Raw genomic sequence first — 16,864 nt, 5'->3', positions numbered from 1 at the left:
TTTGTAATCTAGCGATCGCACTTAGTTTTCTCACGCTCTTAACCGACAAAACACCCTACAACTTAACGATCGCTCGTGTATAGTTTTAGGATTTGTATCAATTCTTTCCCTTCTGCCATCTGCCTCTGGGCAGTCGCACTCGACGCGCTTAACCCGCAAGGGCGCACTGCTCTCTGCCATCTGACTTGAAAGTCACCGTACCCCGTCCTATCGGACACCCCTCTCCTTACAAAGGAGAGGGGCAAGGGGTGAGGTTTTTCATGCCTGGTGGTGAAACTTGTTTCATAGGGACTGCCTTCTACCTACAAAGCTTTCAATACCTCTGCTTGAATCCACAAAAGCAATTCCCGGTTTACTTGTTCGGGATGCTCGTCGTGGGCGCAATGCCCGGCATTTTCCACCTCTATTAATTGCAGTGCCGGGTTGTAATTTAAAAAGCGCTTCGAGAGAGTAGGGGGAATCATGCGATCGCCTTTACCCCATAACAACAACGAGGGAATTTGGAGATTACTCAAACTAGACTTAATGCAAGGATAAAATTGCGGACTGAGCATTGCTTTGATAATGGCACAAAATGCTCTCGCAGAATAGCGCTCGCGAGCAGGTGCGCTGAGAATTTCAATCAGTTCTTCGGTAATTGCTTCTTTGCGAGCATACGCCATTCCCAGCCAATGTCTGAGAATGCAAGGATAACGTAATAAGTAAAACAGTGGTTGCAGTAGCAAAGGTGAGGAGCAAACTCTCTTCAGGCGATTTATGAATGGGCGTATAGGTTTTGGGATTGATTCTTCCGTATGAGATGTATCCGGTAAACTAATCATGGCTACACCCCGCACCATTTCTGGATGCGCTGCTGCCGTTGCCAAGCAAGTTACAGAGCCAATAGAGTTACCTACTAGTACGGCGGGTTCTTTGACAAAGGTTTGCCAAAACTCATAAACTTGCTCTACCCACAGTCCTACGGAATAGGAAACATCTGGCTTAGTAGAAGCTCCAAAACCCAATAAGTCTAATGCATAAACATTGTAATACTTTGCTAGCTCTGGTATGTTCTGTCGCCAATGACCGATAGATGCACCAAAACCGTGCAGTAAAATCACTGATAACTGACTTTTAGGGTTAGATACGAAAGTGTAACGAACCTTCCAGCCTCGCCACTGCCAGTCTTTATGGTTACCACGCTGCTTTATTGCAGAAATACTACTTTTCTGTACAGTTTTTTTGACAGACTGTAATGCCGCATTTTCTCTATTTAAAGTTGCAATAAATGGTAAACCAACAATAATACAGGCTGTATAAACGTAGATATAGAAGCTAATGATATCTGATTGATTAATAGCAAAAGTGATCAGAAATATTGAGAAAGGGAATGCCGACAACAATACAATTAAATAGCTAGGTATACCAAATTCAGGATAATAGAACTGAGTAGAAGTATTCATGAACTCATTACACCATTAATTTCCGTTTCATACAATAGAATCGTTGTTTCAGCACCTAACCTACCGACTTCTGGGGGTTCTCCCATTTCTAATTCAATGGCGTAAGTCCATGTGCCAGAAGTGGGCTGTAAACATAAAACTTTGCCTACACCACCGATAAAGGAAACCTTCTGATTAGGACTATATCTGGGTGAACGTATAGTTATCATTTTTGTACTCCCAATCTGATTGTAATTGTTTAATTAAATTAATGGACTTATATTGCCGATTCTTAGTTTCAAGTCACAACTACTAATAACTATTAATTAACATTTTTTAACCATAAACCAATAATTAACTATCTTATTTGTTTATGTTTATTTACGCCCGTTTGTTTATAAACATGGCGTCGTATTTCGATAATATTTCCCGTCATTACTTAAAAGCCCTATCAATAGGCTTAAAGCTCACATACTCTAAAGGATGATATTGGTAGTAATTTAAATTGAATAGTGCTATACAAATAAAAACTATAGGGGCAGAGGTTTAGTAGATAAATTATTGGTTGCTAGTCACGCCCAGAACTTAAGTTCTGGACTAATTGCATAAGTCCACTTCAGTGGACTGAAATATGTAGCGAGTCTATTTAAGTAGACTTTAGCTATTAGGTATGAGAATTGATTCTCTGGCAGGATAGCAACAAAGTGGAGATTTATAAAGATTGTCTTCCACATGGGCGATCGCTCTTTTTAGGTGCGCCACAGTCAGAAAAACGTACTCTCGCACTGTCTAGTAGTGGGGCGATCGCCTTCAGATTGAGCTTATGTTGTCAGGTAAATCATTGGATTTAGTAAGAATGAATAAACTTCCATCCCCTCCACGTCCAATTCTTAAGGTTTCATCCAGGTAAGTAATGTCGAGGGTGGCAATTCTGCCAGTAGGATTATTAGCTGGAACAACTTTAAATGGGTTGAGTTGGGGGGTGTCAATGCCGATAATTTTCTCAATCGATAGGTAGCGTTTGTCAAAATAGACGTTGAGGCGTTTGTTTGGTAGAGACGATAAATCTTCTTTGGTAGGCTCAAAGCTAGCTGTCACTTTGACATACCCCGATAGTAACCCAAGAGAATGTTTAACTTTAGCCAAATTGAAAAACAATTTATTTGCAGTATCAATCACTTGATAGACTTTACCTACTTTTAATCCCAACGGGAGGGAAGCTAAAGAACGGATTTCTCTAGCAGTGGAATATTGCAGTTGCCAAGCTCCTTCCAGTAAAGAAGTAGCATACAATAGAGGACTAGGATTAGGATTAAAGCTTTCGAGTTCCGTAGTCAATTGCTCAATTTCTGTGGCGATAACTTTATCTAGCTTCAAATTAGTAACAGGAGAACCATCGCTGTTGGCTTGGAGCTCCTTAAGTTTCGCTTGTAATTTTTCCTTCAATAGGACTCGATTGTTCAAGGGTTGAATATTTTCCTTTCTATAGCGTATAGCTTTTATTAACCCCTATCTTGTTGCTTTTTAGGAGTTAACTTTATTTATTGTCACCCCTTTAAGCATCTGAGCTTTATGCTTGAAAACTTGGATCTATGTCAAACTCAATCGACGCTCAACCATTGCCACGTGAAACTATCTGTAATGAATGTGCCTTTCATGTGTTGGTGGAGGGCGTTGTGCAATGTATTCACCCTGATGAAACGGGTGTTAACTGTGCTAATGTAAATTTCTGCAATTCATTCCAACCGATGCAGGTAGTGGATAGTCCTTGTGTGACATATGGTGAAGATGAAGTTGGAACGGTTTCTGGTTAGATGTGTCATGAAGTGCGATCGCGTTCCTGTATGGATTTGAATAAACTGGGTAAATTCAATGTCTCGCTGGGGCAGTTGGCTTTGTGATAGATTATGATGCTCCCGTGCGATCGCTTAAATAAAACTGCTGACTTTTCATTCAGGGAAAATACGGTATTATTCGTTATCCCTCTTGTGTACAATTTCGTAACTTGGTACAGTCAGAGCGACAACAATTAGTCTAGCTCTGTTATGTTACCCAGATGATACAACTCCTGGTACAATTTCAAACGCATGCAACAATTCATACAGTGCCAGATTGGTTGAGAAACCTCTCTGGTTTTTTATTTATATTGTGATCAGATGATTAACCATACTCTCTACAAGGTCTTTTGTCCAGGAGGTGACAATGCTTTTTGGGCGTTATATCATGTCCAGTTAATCAAACCGAATACAAATGTTTGCTCGTAGTGAGGACTTTAGCCCTCAAGCCAAGACTGAAGTCTTTACTACAAAATGTTTATTATGGGTGATTTGGCGGACATCATATTACATAATTACTGGACTTTAAGACTATCACTATGTAGAGATGGTATATATCGCGTCTCTACATAGGTTTTGACATTACATAAAATTACTTCACACATGAAATCAGCAATGCCAATCAAGTAGTGTACTCAGCGTTAATCTTTACGTAATCGTAACTCAAGTCACAACCCCAAGCTGTACCTGTACCATGACCATTACCAATACTAACGGAGATTAACACTGTATCCTCTTTTAAATATGCACCTGATGCTGCTTGTTTCAAATATTCATTTGCTGCTTTGCGATCAAAAAGCAAAGGTTGCCCATTCTCCATCATTACAAAATCGCCTAGTTGAATTCTCAAATTTTCTTGCTCAAATGGTACACTAGCACGTCCAGCGGCAGCAGCGATACGCCCCCAGTTAGGATCGCGTCCAAAGATTGCAGATTTCACTAAAGAAGAACCTGCTATGGTTTTAGCAATTTGACGGGCTGCTTGTTCATCGTGAGCACCTGTAACTTGCACTTCAATCAAGCAGGTTGCACCTTCACCGTCACGAGCGATCGCTTTTGCTAAATGCTGGCAAACTGCTGTCAACATTGCTTCTAATTTTTCCGCTTCATGTCCCATTTCTATAATTGCAGGAGTGCGAGATTGACCATTAGCAAGGGCAATTAAGCTATCGTTGGTACTTGTATCGCCATCAACGGTAATCGAATTGAAGCTTCTATCGGCAGCCCGAATCAACATCTCTTGCCAAAGGTGCGGTGAAACCGCAGCATCGCAGGTGACAAATGCTAGCATCGTTGCCATATTCGGATGAATCATCCCAGAACCCTTAGCAATACCTCCCATCCGCACCGGGCGATCGCCTATTGTTGTCTCTAGGGCAATAGATTTTGTGACTAAATCTGTGGTGATAATTGCGCCTGCGGCAGCATCGGAACCAGTTTCTGAGAGTGATGCTACTAGTTGGGGAATTCCTGCTTTGAGCTTATCCATTGGCATTCGCTGCCCAATTACTCCTGTGGAAGCAAGTAGCACAGATTCACTAGGAATGTTTAATGCTTGGGCTACTGCCATAGCTGATTCTAAGGCATCTAACCAGCCTTGGCTGCCTGTTGCGGCGTTTGCTTGTCCGGCATTGCAAAGGATGGCACGAGCACCATGTTTAGCTTGCAAGCGTTGGCGACAATAATCGACACACGCTGCTCTCACGTGACTGGTGGTGAATACTCCGGCAGCGATCGCTTCTACATCCGATAAGATGAGTGCTAAATCTGGTAGCCCAGAAGGCTTCAATCCAGCTTTAATTCCACTTGCCCGATAACCTCTAGGCGCTGTTACACCACCAGTAATTTCCTGCCAATCTGCCATTACTCTAACCCCACAGCTATTGCTCGGCTGACTGGCGATTATATCAAGTATTAGTGCTGACTCGAAAATTGCTGAATTAAAAATCTATACTTTCGTTTGTTTGCCGATATATAAACGCAATGAATTACGTGCTAAAGAAGACAAGGGGACAAGGGGATAAGGAGACAAGGGGAGTAATAAACCTAACTACTAACCACTGTACGGGCGGGTTTAGAAGATAAATTCTCGGTTGAACAGCAAAATTATCAGCAAAACCCGCAGGCAGTTGCTACAACGCGCTTAACCCGACGCCAGGTGCTTTATGCCGGGGAACCCGTCCACCGCACTGGCTCCGCAAGGATGCGCTGCCTCCCCTACTAACTACCTTAATTAGTTAACTTTTATTTTTACCGATCTACATTAATGTTATGACTCTATTACTAAAAAGAAAAAAGAGAGCCACTTGGGCAGCTCTCCAGATCATCAGGGTGCATCTACGTAGCACATTATATCATTTTAGGGATGTGGGGCAATACCCCTTGCTTAGTTTTTTCTAAAAGTATTATTAAAGAATATCCGTAAAATCACGATGAGGAGTAATTGCACATTTGATTGTAACTTTAATTTCTAAAATATACCTAATTAATAATACTAGTAGCAATTAATTACAGAAAAAAACAGAGTTTTGAAAAAGACTCTCAATTATTAAGCTGAGGTGGATTACCAAATTATACTCATTTATGAGTGATGGGCAAGACTCCATATTAATTAAGTATTCATAACATAACAATCAAAACGCAGAATAGTCTATTCTGCGTTCTGTCTTTTACCTTTTCACTATTGCGTAGACGTATTTTTCTAAAACCCATCTGCACAATAGCAGCACTAGCTATTCAGCTTTTGATCTACGAGTTCGTTAGTTAGCTTTGGATCGGCACGCCCACCTGTTTTTTTCAGAACCTGTCCGACAAAGAAGCCTTTGACATTGGTTTTGCCACTGCGATACTTTTCTACTTCTTTGGGATTTGCGGCTATGACTTCATCAACAATCGGTTCAAGCACGCTTGGATCGGAAATTGGTTCTTCGCCTTTAAATAATTCGTCAGGAGAAGTTCCTGCCAATAAATCCGCCAACTTCTGTTTGGCTTTGGCGTTAGTGATTTTACCTTTTTCAATTCGTACAATCACATCAGCGAGATTAGCAGGAGTTAAGGCAAGTTCGGTGATGTTAAGTTTGTTTTTGTTAAGGTAGGCAGCAATATCCTGAGTAATCCAGTTAGCAGCTGCTTTGGGGTTGGCACCAGCTGCAATTGTTGCTTCAAAATATTCGGCAGTAGCTCGTTCCTCTGTCAACACTCGCGCATCATATGCTGAAAGCCCTAGTTCACCTTCATAGCGATGGCGTTTGGAGGCTGGCAGTTCTGGCAATTGAGTGCGCCACTCTTCTAGCTGTGCATCTGACACCTCAATCGGTGCTAAATCTGGTTCCGGGAAGTAGCGGTAATCGCTAGAGCCTTCCTTGCTGCGCATACTGATTGTACGTTGCGAACCTTCTTCCCAGAGACGAGTTTCTTGAAAAATACGTTCACCAGCTTCTACAGCTGCAATTTGCCGCTCGATTTCGTATTCAATCGCCTTTTGGATGGCGTTGAAAGAGTTCATATTTTTAATTTCTACCTTCGTGCCGAACTCTTTTTGTCCAACCGGGCGCACGGAAATATTAACATCACAGCGCAGGGAACCTTCTTGCATATTCCCATCACTAACACCGAGATAACGCATAATCCGGCGTAATTCTTGGACGTATTCAGCAGCTTCTTGCCCAGAACGCAAATCTGGTTCTGAAACAATTTCCACTAGCGGCACACCAGCTCGATTGTAGTCTACCAGAGAATAGGCAGAACCCGACAGGCGATCGCTACCTGCGTGTACCAGCTTGCCTGCATCCTCCTCCATGTGCAGACGAGTGATCCCAATCTTCTTGCGAATAGGATTGCCATCTTTATCGACTAACTCAATTTCCAAGAAGCCGTGTTCGGCTATGGGCAAATCGTACTGCGAAATTTGATAATTTTTAGGGAGATCGGGATAAAAATACTGCTTGCGATCAAACTTACTATATCTGGCGATTTGACAATTTAGGGCTAAACCGGCTTTCACGGCATATTCTAAAACCTTTTCGTTCAGTACGGGCAACACCCCAGGCAAACCCATACACACCGGATCGATGTTAGTATTGGGGTCAGCCCCGAACTCTGTAGAGCTAGTAGAGAAAATTTTAGTTTTAGTACTTAGCTGACAATGGGTTTCTAAACCAATAATTGCTTCGTACTCAGTTTTTACAGTCGTAGCAGAAGTCATAAAATCACAAGTTTTAGCTAATCCTCGATTAGGCTACTATTGTAGACTGCTATGGACTTTGGCTGAATACGGTTATTTGGGTGATTGAAGAGGACACGGAGACTGACTGATGAGATATGCGATCACACTAACTATAATTAGCTACCTCAGAGGAGCGATCGCATTTGCGCGAACAGCGAATGCAATTAATTCAAGTATAATTAGTTACTAATATTGGGTGGTAGATTTGCGATCGCACTAAAACTTAATTGCAGATAACCACACAATTTTTCCTGTTCGGTCAATATAACCAGATTTATTATTTAACATTACCTTTGCCAAACCGTTGATAAAAGAATAAGCCTCATCAAACTGTGGTTCGATAACCATCTTTCCCGATGTATTTATGTAGCCAAATTTACTATTTTCTTCTATTTTGACTGGTGCTAATTCTTCCGAGAAGTCACGTGCTTTATAGAACTTTGGTTCAATTAATATCTGACCATTTTTATCTATATATCCATACTTTTTATTTAATTGGACAAGAGCAACTCCATTAACAAAAGAGTTGATATAATTATACTTTAGTTCAATTACCATCTTTCCAGAGGTATTGATTACGCCAGTCTTACCTTTAATCCAAACAGTAGTTAAACATTCAGAAAAAGGTATAACACTATCATATTTCATTGGGATAGTTAGCTTGCCTCTTGTATCCATGAAACCCCATTTTTTAGGTTGTTCTCCAAAGAAAATCTCTCCAAGTAGCGAAAAATTATCGTCAATATATACAGGCACTAATCCATTTTTAAACCGCGCTCTTTCAAAGTCTATATTGACATTTTTTGTCTCAAGTATGAGTTGACCATTGAGGTCAATAAAGCCTTGCTCGTATTGGTCTTGGCTTTTGAAAATGACGGCTGCTAGTCCCTCAGAATAATTCTCAACATAATTGAACTCTTTTTGAGTGATAAACTTTCCATTCAGGTCAATAAACCGCCATTTATCAGCACGACTAACAGCGGCTCACCCCTCAAAAAATCGAGAAGCCTTTTCAAAATGAGGCTCAATTATGAAATTGCCATGAGTGTCAATAAAACCCCATTTGTCTTCAATCTGCACAGCCGATCGCTGTTCATAAAAACTATCAACCTTATCAAACTTTGGTTGAATAGCAACTTTGCCATTGGGGTCAATAAAGCCCCATTTGCCGTTACTAGCTTTGAAGGCTGCTCTTTCTTCAAAAAATCATGAGCATAATTAAATTGTGGTTTAATTACTATTTTTCCCCTTTGGTCGATAAAACTCCACTTACGATTTTTGACAATAACAAATAGCGATGGTTTCAAATATCTCCAAAAGGCTCGATTATTCGTAGATGTACAATTTTGAGTTATGATTTGCTTCTTTTCTTTTGTACAAGCAAAAAGACTATTACAAAATAATAAATATATTAAAATTAACTGAAAATAAAATTTCATAATGGCTCTCAAAGAGAATATACTACCATCCAGGTAAGTCTTACCAATTGAGGTTTAAGTAAATTAAATACTATGAAAGGTTGAATGACTATAGGATAGGTATAAATTGTTGAGTAAATTCTTCCATACTTGACTAAAGTCCCGTCAATCATGCTCCTTTGCTGCCTATCTGTAGACTTGTCTCGGAGAATTGGTATAAAAATGTGAAGTATAATGAGCTACTCAAACAGCTTGTTAACAGCGTTGCCATGCCGAAAACCAAATCGAAATCTCACAAAAGTAAAAAAACAAAAAAGCAACAGAGTCAGGAAACTCCTACCCTTAGCCTGAAAGAACGTCTAGCCCAGAAACGCAAATCTGCACAGGCACGTAAAGAATTTACCAGTCTCCTCACTACTGCCGTTGGTGGCAGTTTATTCCTTGGCTTTCTGATTTTTTTAGTAGCTGGAATTAAGGCAGCAGTTCCAGTAGTGATGGGAATTATCGTGATGTCTTTTTCCTACAAATATCCCCGACAAGCTCTGTTTGCTTTCATCATTTATGTACCAATTGGGGGAACAATCACTTACTACATCGGTAATAGTCCGATATTGCAATTAGCTAAAGACTCCTTCTACATTCCCGCACTAGTAAGTATTTGGCAGACTTGCTGCAAAAAGGGACAGCCGTTATTGATTCCCCAAAATATTAAAACCCCCCTATATATTTTATTAGGCTTATGTATGCTCACACTGCTGTTTGTGAATGGTTCGCAGCAGTTCAATCCGCCTCCTCCTGGGCTATTTAAAAATGCACCTAAAGAATTTCCGCTCGGCATGGGAATTCTGGGTTTAAAAGTATTTTTAGGCTATTTACCTTTAATTAGTTGTACTTACTATTTGATTCGTAATAAGCGTGATTTTTTATTAATTTCACGCTTGCAGGTAGTGCTGATACTTGTTTGCTGTATTCTAGGATTTATTCAATATCTGCTGTTGCTAACTGGGATCTGTCAAGGTACTAGAGATGCTGTCGGAGCAGATTTATTTAGAGCCTCAATCGAAGCGCGGTGCTTTTTTGGTGGTTCACTCGTTTATAGTCCTAGCCAGGGAATGATTCGGTTACCAGGAACTTTTGTTGCTCCTTGGCAATGGGCATGGTTCTTAATTTCCAGCACTTTTTTTACTTTTGCTACAGCTTTTAGTGACCCATCTATAATTTGGCGGATTGTCAGTTTAGTTTCAACAGCATTAGTATTTGTTAATGCAGTTATTTCTGGACAGAGAATAGCATTAGCTTTAGTACCGACTTGCTTTGTACTATTGCTATTATTGACAGGACAAATTCGCAATTTCAAACGATTTATTCCAATATTTGTCGGACTTGCTCTGATTCTGGGAATAGCGATTGTAACTAACCCCACTGTTGTTCAAGAAAGAACCGACAGTTTTATTGCTCGTTGGAATGCTTCGCCTCCTTACGACTTTATCCTCCAGCAATTTGAGGAAAATTGGAAAAACGTAGATGGAATTTTAGGAAGTGGGTTAGGACGTGCGACAAATTCTGCTCGTTCTATGGGTCAAACTAAGTTAGTGGAAACTTACTATCCTAAGGTTCTGTATGAAGTAGGAATATTTGGATTACTGGGATTTTTAGGTTTGGTAACTACCTTAACAGCTATTTGCTACCGCACATATCGTCCCATAAAAAACCGTAATTTCCGCAGTTACGGCGCTGCTATGTGGGTGTTTATACTTTTTATTAGTTACAACACTTACTACTATCCTCTCGATGTCGATCCGGTGGCTGTCTATTATTGGTTTGCTGCTGGAGTGCTTTTAAAGTTACCAGCCATAGACAAAATGGAAAGATTGCAACAGAAGGAGGAGGGGGAGAAGGAGACACGGAGACACGGAGACGCGGAGAGTGGGAGACAAGGGGAGTAATAAACATTATCCCCCAACCCTATTCCCTATTCCCTTTTAGTAATGACTAATGACAAATAACTAATGACAATTAATATGAATTTTCCTTTATTGTCGGTAATTATTCCGACTTATGGTCGTGAAGAAGCATTGCGAGATAGTCTGATAGATGTACTGAAGCAAGACTATCCAAATTTTGAAGTTTTAGTAGTAGATCAAACTCCAAAACATCAGCCAGAAATTGAAGTTTTTTTGCTAGAACAAACAACAGCAGGCAAAATAAAATGGTTCCGCCTCAATTGGGCAAGTTTACCAGGAGCGCGGAATTATGCGGTGCGACGGGCAAAGGGTGAGATAATTTTATTTCTTGACGATGATATTAAGTTAAATCCGGGGTTTTTAGCAGCTCATGCCAAAAATTATTTAGAAAAACCAGAGATAGGAGCGATCGCCGGACGAGTTTTTGACAGAATGAAAATGGCTGATGCTGCCCAGGGTAAAACGCAGTCAGATGTAGCCTCTAATACTATCGAATATCTGCCTCCCCAAGCAATGGATCCTGGAATTGCTTGGTACTACATTGATTTTGTACATACTGTAAAACCCCAGGAAGTTCTGACAGCAAGGGGTTGCAATATGTCGTTTCGCCGTGAAGTATTTACTAAGTACGGGCTGCGGTTTGATGAAAGATTTCGTGGTAGTGCAGTGCGAGAAGAGTCTGATTTTTGTTTGCGGCTGCGGCAAACCGGATATAAGATTTGGTACGATCCTGAGGCTTATTTGGTGCATTTAGGAGAAGAAACGGGGGGTTGCCATGATATTGATATGCGATCGCTCCAATATCAACTTACCTTCTACCACAATCATTTTTTAATGGGGTTGAAAAACCTTACTACTAGCCAAGTTTTACGCCTCTACGCCCGTTTATTTGATTGTCATGTTCTCGGACGCCCCCCTTGCCACAAAAGCGGTTCTCCAATCAAAATCTTTATGCGCGCTATTTTCTACATTTTGGGCTTTCTCAAAGCTTTAAGTACTGTCATCCAGTCACCCTGGAATGATGGACAAATATACACTCGCATTGATAAGCAAATTGAATCAGTTTAAACCAAACACAAACAGATAAGATTCATATTTGATTTTTGAAAAACTCTTTACATCTCAAAGAGCCTTCTTTTCTGTCTTTGTGTACTTTGAGTCCTACCCTGCGGGTAGACACGTAGACGGACGTAGTCCGGCTTCTCATAGAGTAGTGGCTTCTGTAGACGGGCTTTGCCCGGCTTCCCGTAGGGTAAATAGCCGCTTGCGCGTCTATGTGGTTCGTTTCAAAAAAAATTACAATCAATGCCGATGAAAATACTAGTAGCAAGTCATACTTATATTGTAGATTTAAACTGTGAAAAATTACGTGCTTTATCTCAATTAGAATCTGACATTGAAGTAACGGTTGTAGTACCAAAACGCTGGCAGCCAGGAGGCGTACAAAATAGAAAAATTGAAACACAGTATCGTGATGAAGGAGAATTTCGTATTGTACCCATTTCTAATTTCAGCCAAAATCACCAAGGATTATTATCATTCGGTTTTGAATTGATATCTTTAATGCGCCAGTTTCGTCCCCAAATTATTCAAGTCGAACAAGGTTCTAGAAGCATTGCCTATGCTCAAATGATTACTCTGAATAAATTATTAGGACTAAAAGCTAAAAATATATTTTTTACTTGGTGGAATCTTCCATACGAACTAAATTTTCCTATTGATTTACTAGAAAAATACAATCTACAAAATAGCCACGGTATTATTTCGGGTAATCAAGATGGCGCGGAAATATTAAGGCAAAGAGGATTTCAAGGTTCGATCACAGTAATGCCACAATTGGGAGTTGATGAAAGTGTATTTAAACCTCAATCGCGACCAGAGTTAGCGAAAGAATTAGGCATTCAATTAGATGAGTTTGTTGTAGGATTTGTCGGAAGATTTGTACAAGAAAAGGGATTATTAACACTTTTAGATGCTTTAGAACTTTTACCAGATAAACCTTGGAAATTACTACTGTTGGGACGTGGTGTATTAAAATCAGAATTAATCAATAAGGCTACAGAAAAAAAGATTAAAGACAAAATAATTTTCAGAGAAAGTGTTCCCCATGAGCAAGTTGCTCAATATATCAATGTTATGAACACCTTGATATTACCATCAGAAACAACATACCAATTTAAGACTATAAGTTCCGTTGGTTGGAAAGAACAATTTGGCCATGTTCTAATTGAGGCAATGGCTTGCCAAGTTCCTGTAATTGGATCTAATTCTGGTGAAATTCCCTATGTAATTGAAAATGCTGGTTTGGTATTTCCAGAAGGGGATGCTAAAGCGCTTGCAGATTGTATAGTTCAATTAATAGAAAAGCCTGATTTAGCTCAGAATTTAGGTCAAATGGGTTATCAAAAAGTCATGGCACAGTATACAAATAAAGCGTTGGCAAAACAGCAATTAGAGTTTTATCAAAAATTAGTTAATGGTTAGTAAAGACGCGAAATTTCGCGTCTCTACACCTAAATATTTTGAAAATTAGGGCTGAGGCGATCGCTGCTGTAGTTATAGGTTTCATAAATCACCTGAGTAAATAGCCAAACTTCATTTCAAATCAGTGGCGGCAGATAACCTTAACCTTGGCAATCCTACAAGCAATAGCTTTTTCAACGCCTCAGGTTTCATAAAATTCCCGCTCCTTAAGTGTTGCTTTCTGAACTGAGATAATCCGAATGATACAGTGGCAAGCAATTTCTGCGGCTCTTCTGGGTTTATGGTTGAACTGTATAGCAAGTCACAAAATACCCTTGCCAGACTGGGCATAAATCCTGCTGCTCACCCAATACTCAGAAGAGCCATTTCTGCCACTTGCAAGCAAATTAAAAAACTTCTTCTGCTAAAATTTGATGTCCCCTCTCGTTTTAGATCGAGGGAAAGCTGAGTTTTTGGAAATTGTGAATTTATTGCTGTGAACATAGTTTTTACCCTTGCGGGAATTGCCGGGATTATTGCCAGCTTTGTATTGCTGAACGGCTTGGTTCAGTTCAGCACCAAGGTTCTGGCAGCAACCTGGTTCCGGCATCACGCCTCGAAGATTACCAATGTTCGGCAAAATGCCACTGTGGTGTTGTTAGTCGCCTGCATTGCCCTGTGTGTGTTGGTGACTGGGGTGAACGGAGTACTGATTTTTCAGGGTAAAAGCGTCTCGGCTTTGTATTTGAATCTGCTAGGCAGCATTCCCCGCCAGTTTTGGATTCAGCTTGCAATCGCACTCTTCAAGTGCATTAGCTTACTGCTACTGGTCAAGTTCAGCCTGCCCTATCTGCTTAAAGCGCTAGATCGGGCCTGTGTACTGGCTCAAAATTCAGACCAAATCACCGCTAACGACGAAAGCGTTCAGGTATTTTTCAGCACCCTTAAGAAGGTTTCAGCAAATGGAATCTGGCTGCTGGCATTGCTTTTTTGCGTTGATTTTCTACAGTTACCCGATATTGTCATTAAATTTCTCAGAGTTGGCCTCAAAGCTTATCTGGCGGTTTCCCTGGGGCGGTTGATTATCAAACTGCTGTCGGTAATGATCGATACTCTAGATGCCTTAAGTCTACGATTTTCCAGTTCTGAAAATGTGTTGCGTCACTATGAGCGCTTTCGTCACTTAGTGCCAGCCTTAAAAAAGGCGCTGGAATATATTTTGTATGTTGCGATCGCCACCCTAGTAATTCAGGATATCGACTCTATCGCCTGGATTACGACCTACTCTGATGAAATTGTTCAAATTATTGGTCTGTATTTTTTATGTGGCGTGTTCATAGAAATCTCCAATATTATCCTTGAAGATTTAGTCCTTAAAACCGATCACCTTACAGATTTACAGCGACAGCGACGCCTGACCATCATTCCCCTCTTCAAAAGCGTCTTAAAATACGTGACCTATTTTACGGGTGGAATTATTGTACTCAATCTGGTCGGCATTAATCCGGCTCCCATTCTGGCTGGGGCTGGCATTGTTGGCCTGGCGGTAGGATTTGGGGCACAAAACTTGATTAACGACATTGTTTGCGGATTCTTTATTTTGTTTGAAAACTACTATCTGGTAGGAGATTACATCGAGGCCGGTAAAGAAGAAGAACGAGTTGTAGAAGGGGAAGTCGAGGCCATCGAACTCCGAACGACTCACATTCGTCATCCCGATGGACAATTGCAGATTATTCGCAATGGCGACATTGGCTCAATCGTGAACTACTCTAAACACTATACCTACGCCAAGGTCGATGTTCCAGTTCCTCCAGGACTTGAATTAGAGCAGGTTTATCAACTGATAACCAGGGTCGGCGAGCACCTTAATAATGAATGTTTAGATGTCTTGGAAGCGACTCAAATTGAGGGGCTTGAAAGCTTTGACGCGGAGAATTTAGTGATTCGCACCGTGACCCGAGTAAAACCCGGTAAGCACCTCCGTATTCAAAGGCTGTTGCGTAGCAAGCTCAAAACTGCCTTTGATCAACAGCTTGCCAAAAAAATCCGACCAGGTTAGAAACCGTGCCAGAGTGAATCCCAGTTAACGCAGGCCGAACACAGGGTTGCGACCAGAACGCTACTCTTGCATGCCAGCATAGAGTAGACGGGCAAACAATCGGGCTCCATCGTCTTGCTTGAGCTGCTGGTAGGAGGGCGGCTGGCGCTGACCAATGACCCGCAAGTCTGCCAGCAGTTCGGGATGAAACTGGCAGGTAAACGAGCGACGAATCTTTTTGCTTTCGAAGTCTTTGTAAATAATGCAGGTGGCGGAGCATTCGGTTACCACTTCGCCATTGTCCAGGGCAGTAGAACAGAGAATTTCTATCGCATAGGGTAACTGCATCAGCCAGGAGAGGGGACTGCTAGCCAGCACGACCCGATGGGGAATGATGGTGTCGTGGAGCAGCCGATAGGCCCAGTTAGCCAGCAAAATCGCCTCTTCGTTCACCTCGTCGGAGTGAAACATGGCGATGTTAAGTTCATGCTCGTACTCGATGGCGGTGTCAATGACTCCTTCAAACTCATCGGCGGTGACCTCATGGGCAGTTATCAACGCCTGGGGGATGGCGGAAGTCAGGTCATCGGGGGATTGGTAATGGAGCAATTGCCGGTGGCCTACTTCCTTGTACTCATTCGGCCCTACAGCAAACTCTGGATGGTGCCAGGTGTCGGCGATGCGGTGGCCGGTTTTCTTCTCCACTGGCAATGATTCGCCCACCTGCTGAATCTGACGACAGACAGTTTTGAGGGCACAGAGGGCTTTGCCGTTCTTGTCCCGTTCCAGGGTGTCCATCCCCAGTACCTGGTCAACGGCCTGCTGAATCAACCGGATGTGTGACTGGGCTGCCAGTTGATGCCCCAGGCAAATGAAAATCGCCGGAGCACTGGTGGGGGAGCGGGACAGCAGCAGTTCTTCGGTAAAACGGTGGAGATCTGCCAGGGATGCCTGACCAGCAGCAAACGTGGTGGCATCCCGCACAGAGGGATCTCCCCCTTCCACCACGACGGCGATACCGGAAGAAAGGATGGGGATTAGCTGATCTAAATTCAGCAGCCCGGAAGACCAGAGCGGGAACAGCAGGGAATCGCAGTCAGCTACTTTTTGGGCGATGTAGGCCACATTGCCGGAAGCGCGGACGTGTTCCCCCAGGGGGTTATAGCCGACATGTTCCCAGGGTTCAATGATGGCGATGGCTTCCCGGAAGAGGCGGGGTTGCAGCATCAGTTTTTCCAGGTCGGCCTGAGAGTTGATCACCTTCTCCAGGGGTCTGCCCTGCCCCCACTGAAACTGAGGATTCTCATCTAACAGAGACTGATCTGGTAGTGGATTGGGAGAATGTTGATCTGCTAGGAAGCGTCCTAACAGCACATGGACGGATTCAAAATTAGAGCCGCCTTCTGCGAGATAGCCGGGTTGCGATCGCCACTTTAGCGCATGGTCTACATATTTTGAGAGTTCAGCAGATGACATCATAACCCTCTTGATAGTTTT

At 41.9% G+C, this 16,864-nt stretch carries 15 protein-coding genes and 1 pseudogene; 6 read left to right on the top strand and 10 right to left on the bottom strand.

Translation table 11 applies throughout. From position 1 onward, the window contains the following. Positions 1 to 30 precede the first annotated feature (30 nt). The 5 genes from QUB80_RS01360 to QUB80_RS01340 all read right to left on the bottom strand — a co-directional run bounded on the left by QUB80_RS01360 (position 31) and on the right by QUB80_RS01340 (position 2,885). A complete protein-coding gene (locus QUB80_RS01360) occupies positions 31 to 180 on the bottom strand; it encodes a hypothetical protein (RefSeq protein ID WP_289787698.1) in 150 nt (49 codons plus the stop codon). Between the two features lie 122 nt (positions 181 to 302). After that, positions 303 to 1,442: an alpha/beta fold hydrolase gene (locus QUB80_RS01355; protein WP_289787697.1), complete on the bottom strand. Its 1,140-nt coding sequence runs from the start codon at positions 1,440 to 1,442 to the stop codon at positions 303 to 305. Continuing rightward, complete coding sequence (locus QUB80_RS01350; protein WP_289787696.1) at positions 1,439 to 1,651, bottom strand: hypothetical protein; 213 nt, start codon at positions 1,649 to 1,651, stop codon at positions 1,439 to 1,441. The genes QUB80_RS01355 and QUB80_RS01350 overlap by 4 nt, the downstream gene beginning before the upstream one ends. Positions 1,652 to 2,078: 427 nt before the next feature. After that, positions 2,079 to 2,207, bottom strand: a complete 129-nt coding sequence (locus QUB80_RS01345) for a hypothetical protein (RefSeq protein WP_289787695.1) — start codon at positions 2,205 to 2,207, stop codon at positions 2,079 to 2,081. 24 nt (positions 2,208 to 2,231) lie between these two features. Further along, the gene (locus tag QUB80_RS01340; RefSeq protein ID WP_289787694.1) at positions 2,232 to 2,885 is read right to left on the bottom strand and encodes a PAP/fibrillin family protein; all 654 of its coding nucleotides are present in this window, start codon (positions 2,883 to 2,885) and stop codon (positions 2,232 to 2,234) included. A gap of 128 nt (positions 2,886 to 3,013) precedes the next feature. Between QUB80_RS01340 and QUB80_RS01335 the strand changes: the two genes are divergently transcribed. Further along, the gene (locus QUB80_RS01335; RefSeq protein ID WP_289787693.1) at positions 3,014 to 3,235 is read left to right on the top strand and encodes a hypothetical protein; all 222 of its coding nucleotides are present in this window, start codon (positions 3,014 to 3,016) and stop codon (positions 3,233 to 3,235) included. 643 nt (positions 3,236 to 3,878) lie between these two features. On the opposite strand, the gene argJ is transcribed toward QUB80_RS01335, so the two are convergent. From argJ to QUB80_RS01320, 3 genes are all read right to left on the bottom strand, one after another. Further along, positions 3,879 to 5,120 (bottom strand): bifunctional ornithine acetyltransferase/N-acetylglutamate synthase, encoded by a 1,242-nt coding sequence (gene argJ, locus QUB80_RS01330; RefSeq protein WP_289787692.1) that lies wholly within the window; start codon positions 5,118 to 5,120, stop codon positions 3,879 to 3,881. Between the two features lie 864 nt (positions 5,121 to 5,984). Continuing rightward, a complete protein-coding gene (gene gatB / locus QUB80_RS01325; protein ID WP_289787691.1) occupies positions 5,985 to 7,460 on the bottom strand; it encodes an Asp-tRNA(Asn)/Glu-tRNA(Gln) amidotransferase subunit GatB in 1,476 nt (491 codons plus the stop codon). A 237-nt stretch (positions 7,461 to 7,697) separates the two neighbouring features. Beyond that, positions 7,698 to 8,237, bottom strand: a complete 540-nt coding sequence (locus QUB80_RS01320; protein ID WP_289787690.1) for a WG repeat-containing protein — start codon at positions 8,235 to 8,237, stop codon at positions 7,698 to 7,700. Positions 8,238 to 8,402: 165 nt separating this feature from the next. On the opposite strand from QUB80_RS01320, the gene QUB80_RS35160 reads away from it, so the two are divergent. Next, entirely contained in the window at positions 8,403 to 8,693 is a 291-nt protein-coding gene (locus QUB80_RS35160) for a hypothetical protein (RefSeq protein WP_289787689.1), read from the top strand. A gap of 20 nt (positions 8,694 to 8,713) precedes the next feature. On the opposite strand, the pseudogene QUB80_RS35015 reads toward QUB80_RS35160, so the two are convergent. Then, positions 8,714 to 8,920, bottom strand: a pseudogene (locus tag QUB80_RS35015) (hypothetical protein); the annotation flags it as partial. A 248-nt stretch (positions 8,921 to 9,168) separates the two neighbouring features. On the opposite strand from QUB80_RS35015, the gene hpsL reads away from it, so the two are divergent. The 4 genes from hpsL to QUB80_RS01295 all read left to right on the top strand — a co-directional run bounded on the left by hpsL (position 9,169) and on the right by QUB80_RS01295 (position 15,388). Continuing rightward, entirely contained in the window at positions 9,169 to 10,845 is a 1,677-nt protein-coding gene (gene hpsL / locus QUB80_RS01310) for a hormogonium polysaccharide biosynthesis protein HpsL (protein WP_289788118.1), read from the top strand. A 75-nt stretch (positions 10,846 to 10,920) separates the two neighbouring features. After that, the gene (gene hpsN / locus QUB80_RS01305) at positions 10,921 to 11,931 is read left to right on the top strand and encodes a hormogonium polysaccharide biosynthesis glycosyltransferase HpsN (protein WP_289788117.1); all 1,011 of its coding nucleotides are present in this window, start codon (positions 10,921 to 10,923) and stop codon (positions 11,929 to 11,931) included. Positions 11,932 to 12,174: 243 nt separating this feature from the next. Further along, entirely contained in the window at positions 12,175 to 13,347 is a 1,173-nt protein-coding gene (gene hpsO / locus QUB80_RS01300; protein ID WP_289787688.1) for a hormogonium polysaccharide biosynthesis glycosyltransferase HpsO, read from the top strand. Between the two features lie 475 nt (positions 13,348 to 13,822). Continuing rightward, the gene (locus QUB80_RS01295) at positions 13,823 to 15,388 is read left to right on the top strand and encodes a mechanosensitive ion channel family protein (RefSeq protein ID WP_289787687.1); all 1,566 of its coding nucleotides are present in this window, start codon (positions 13,823 to 13,825) and stop codon (positions 15,386 to 15,388) included. 60 nt (positions 15,389 to 15,448) lie between these two features. Here QUB80_RS01295 and QUB80_RS01290 read toward each other — a convergent pair whose 3' ends face one another. After that, on the bottom strand, positions 15,449 to 16,846 hold the full coding sequence (locus QUB80_RS01290) for a hypothetical protein (protein WP_336622300.1): 1,398 nt from the start codon (positions 16,844 to 16,846) through the stop codon (positions 15,449 to 15,451). Positions 16,847 to 16,864 lie beyond the last annotated feature (18 nt).

Origin of the sequence: Chlorogloeopsis sp. ULAP01 (assembly GCF_030381805.1) — a bacterium.
Lineage (GTDB): Bacteria > Cyanobacteriota > Cyanobacteriia > Cyanobacteriales > Nostocaceae > Chlorogloeopsis.
The sequence above is the reverse complement of the archived record's forward strand: the minus strand, read 5'-3'. Positions and strand labels throughout refer to the sequence as shown.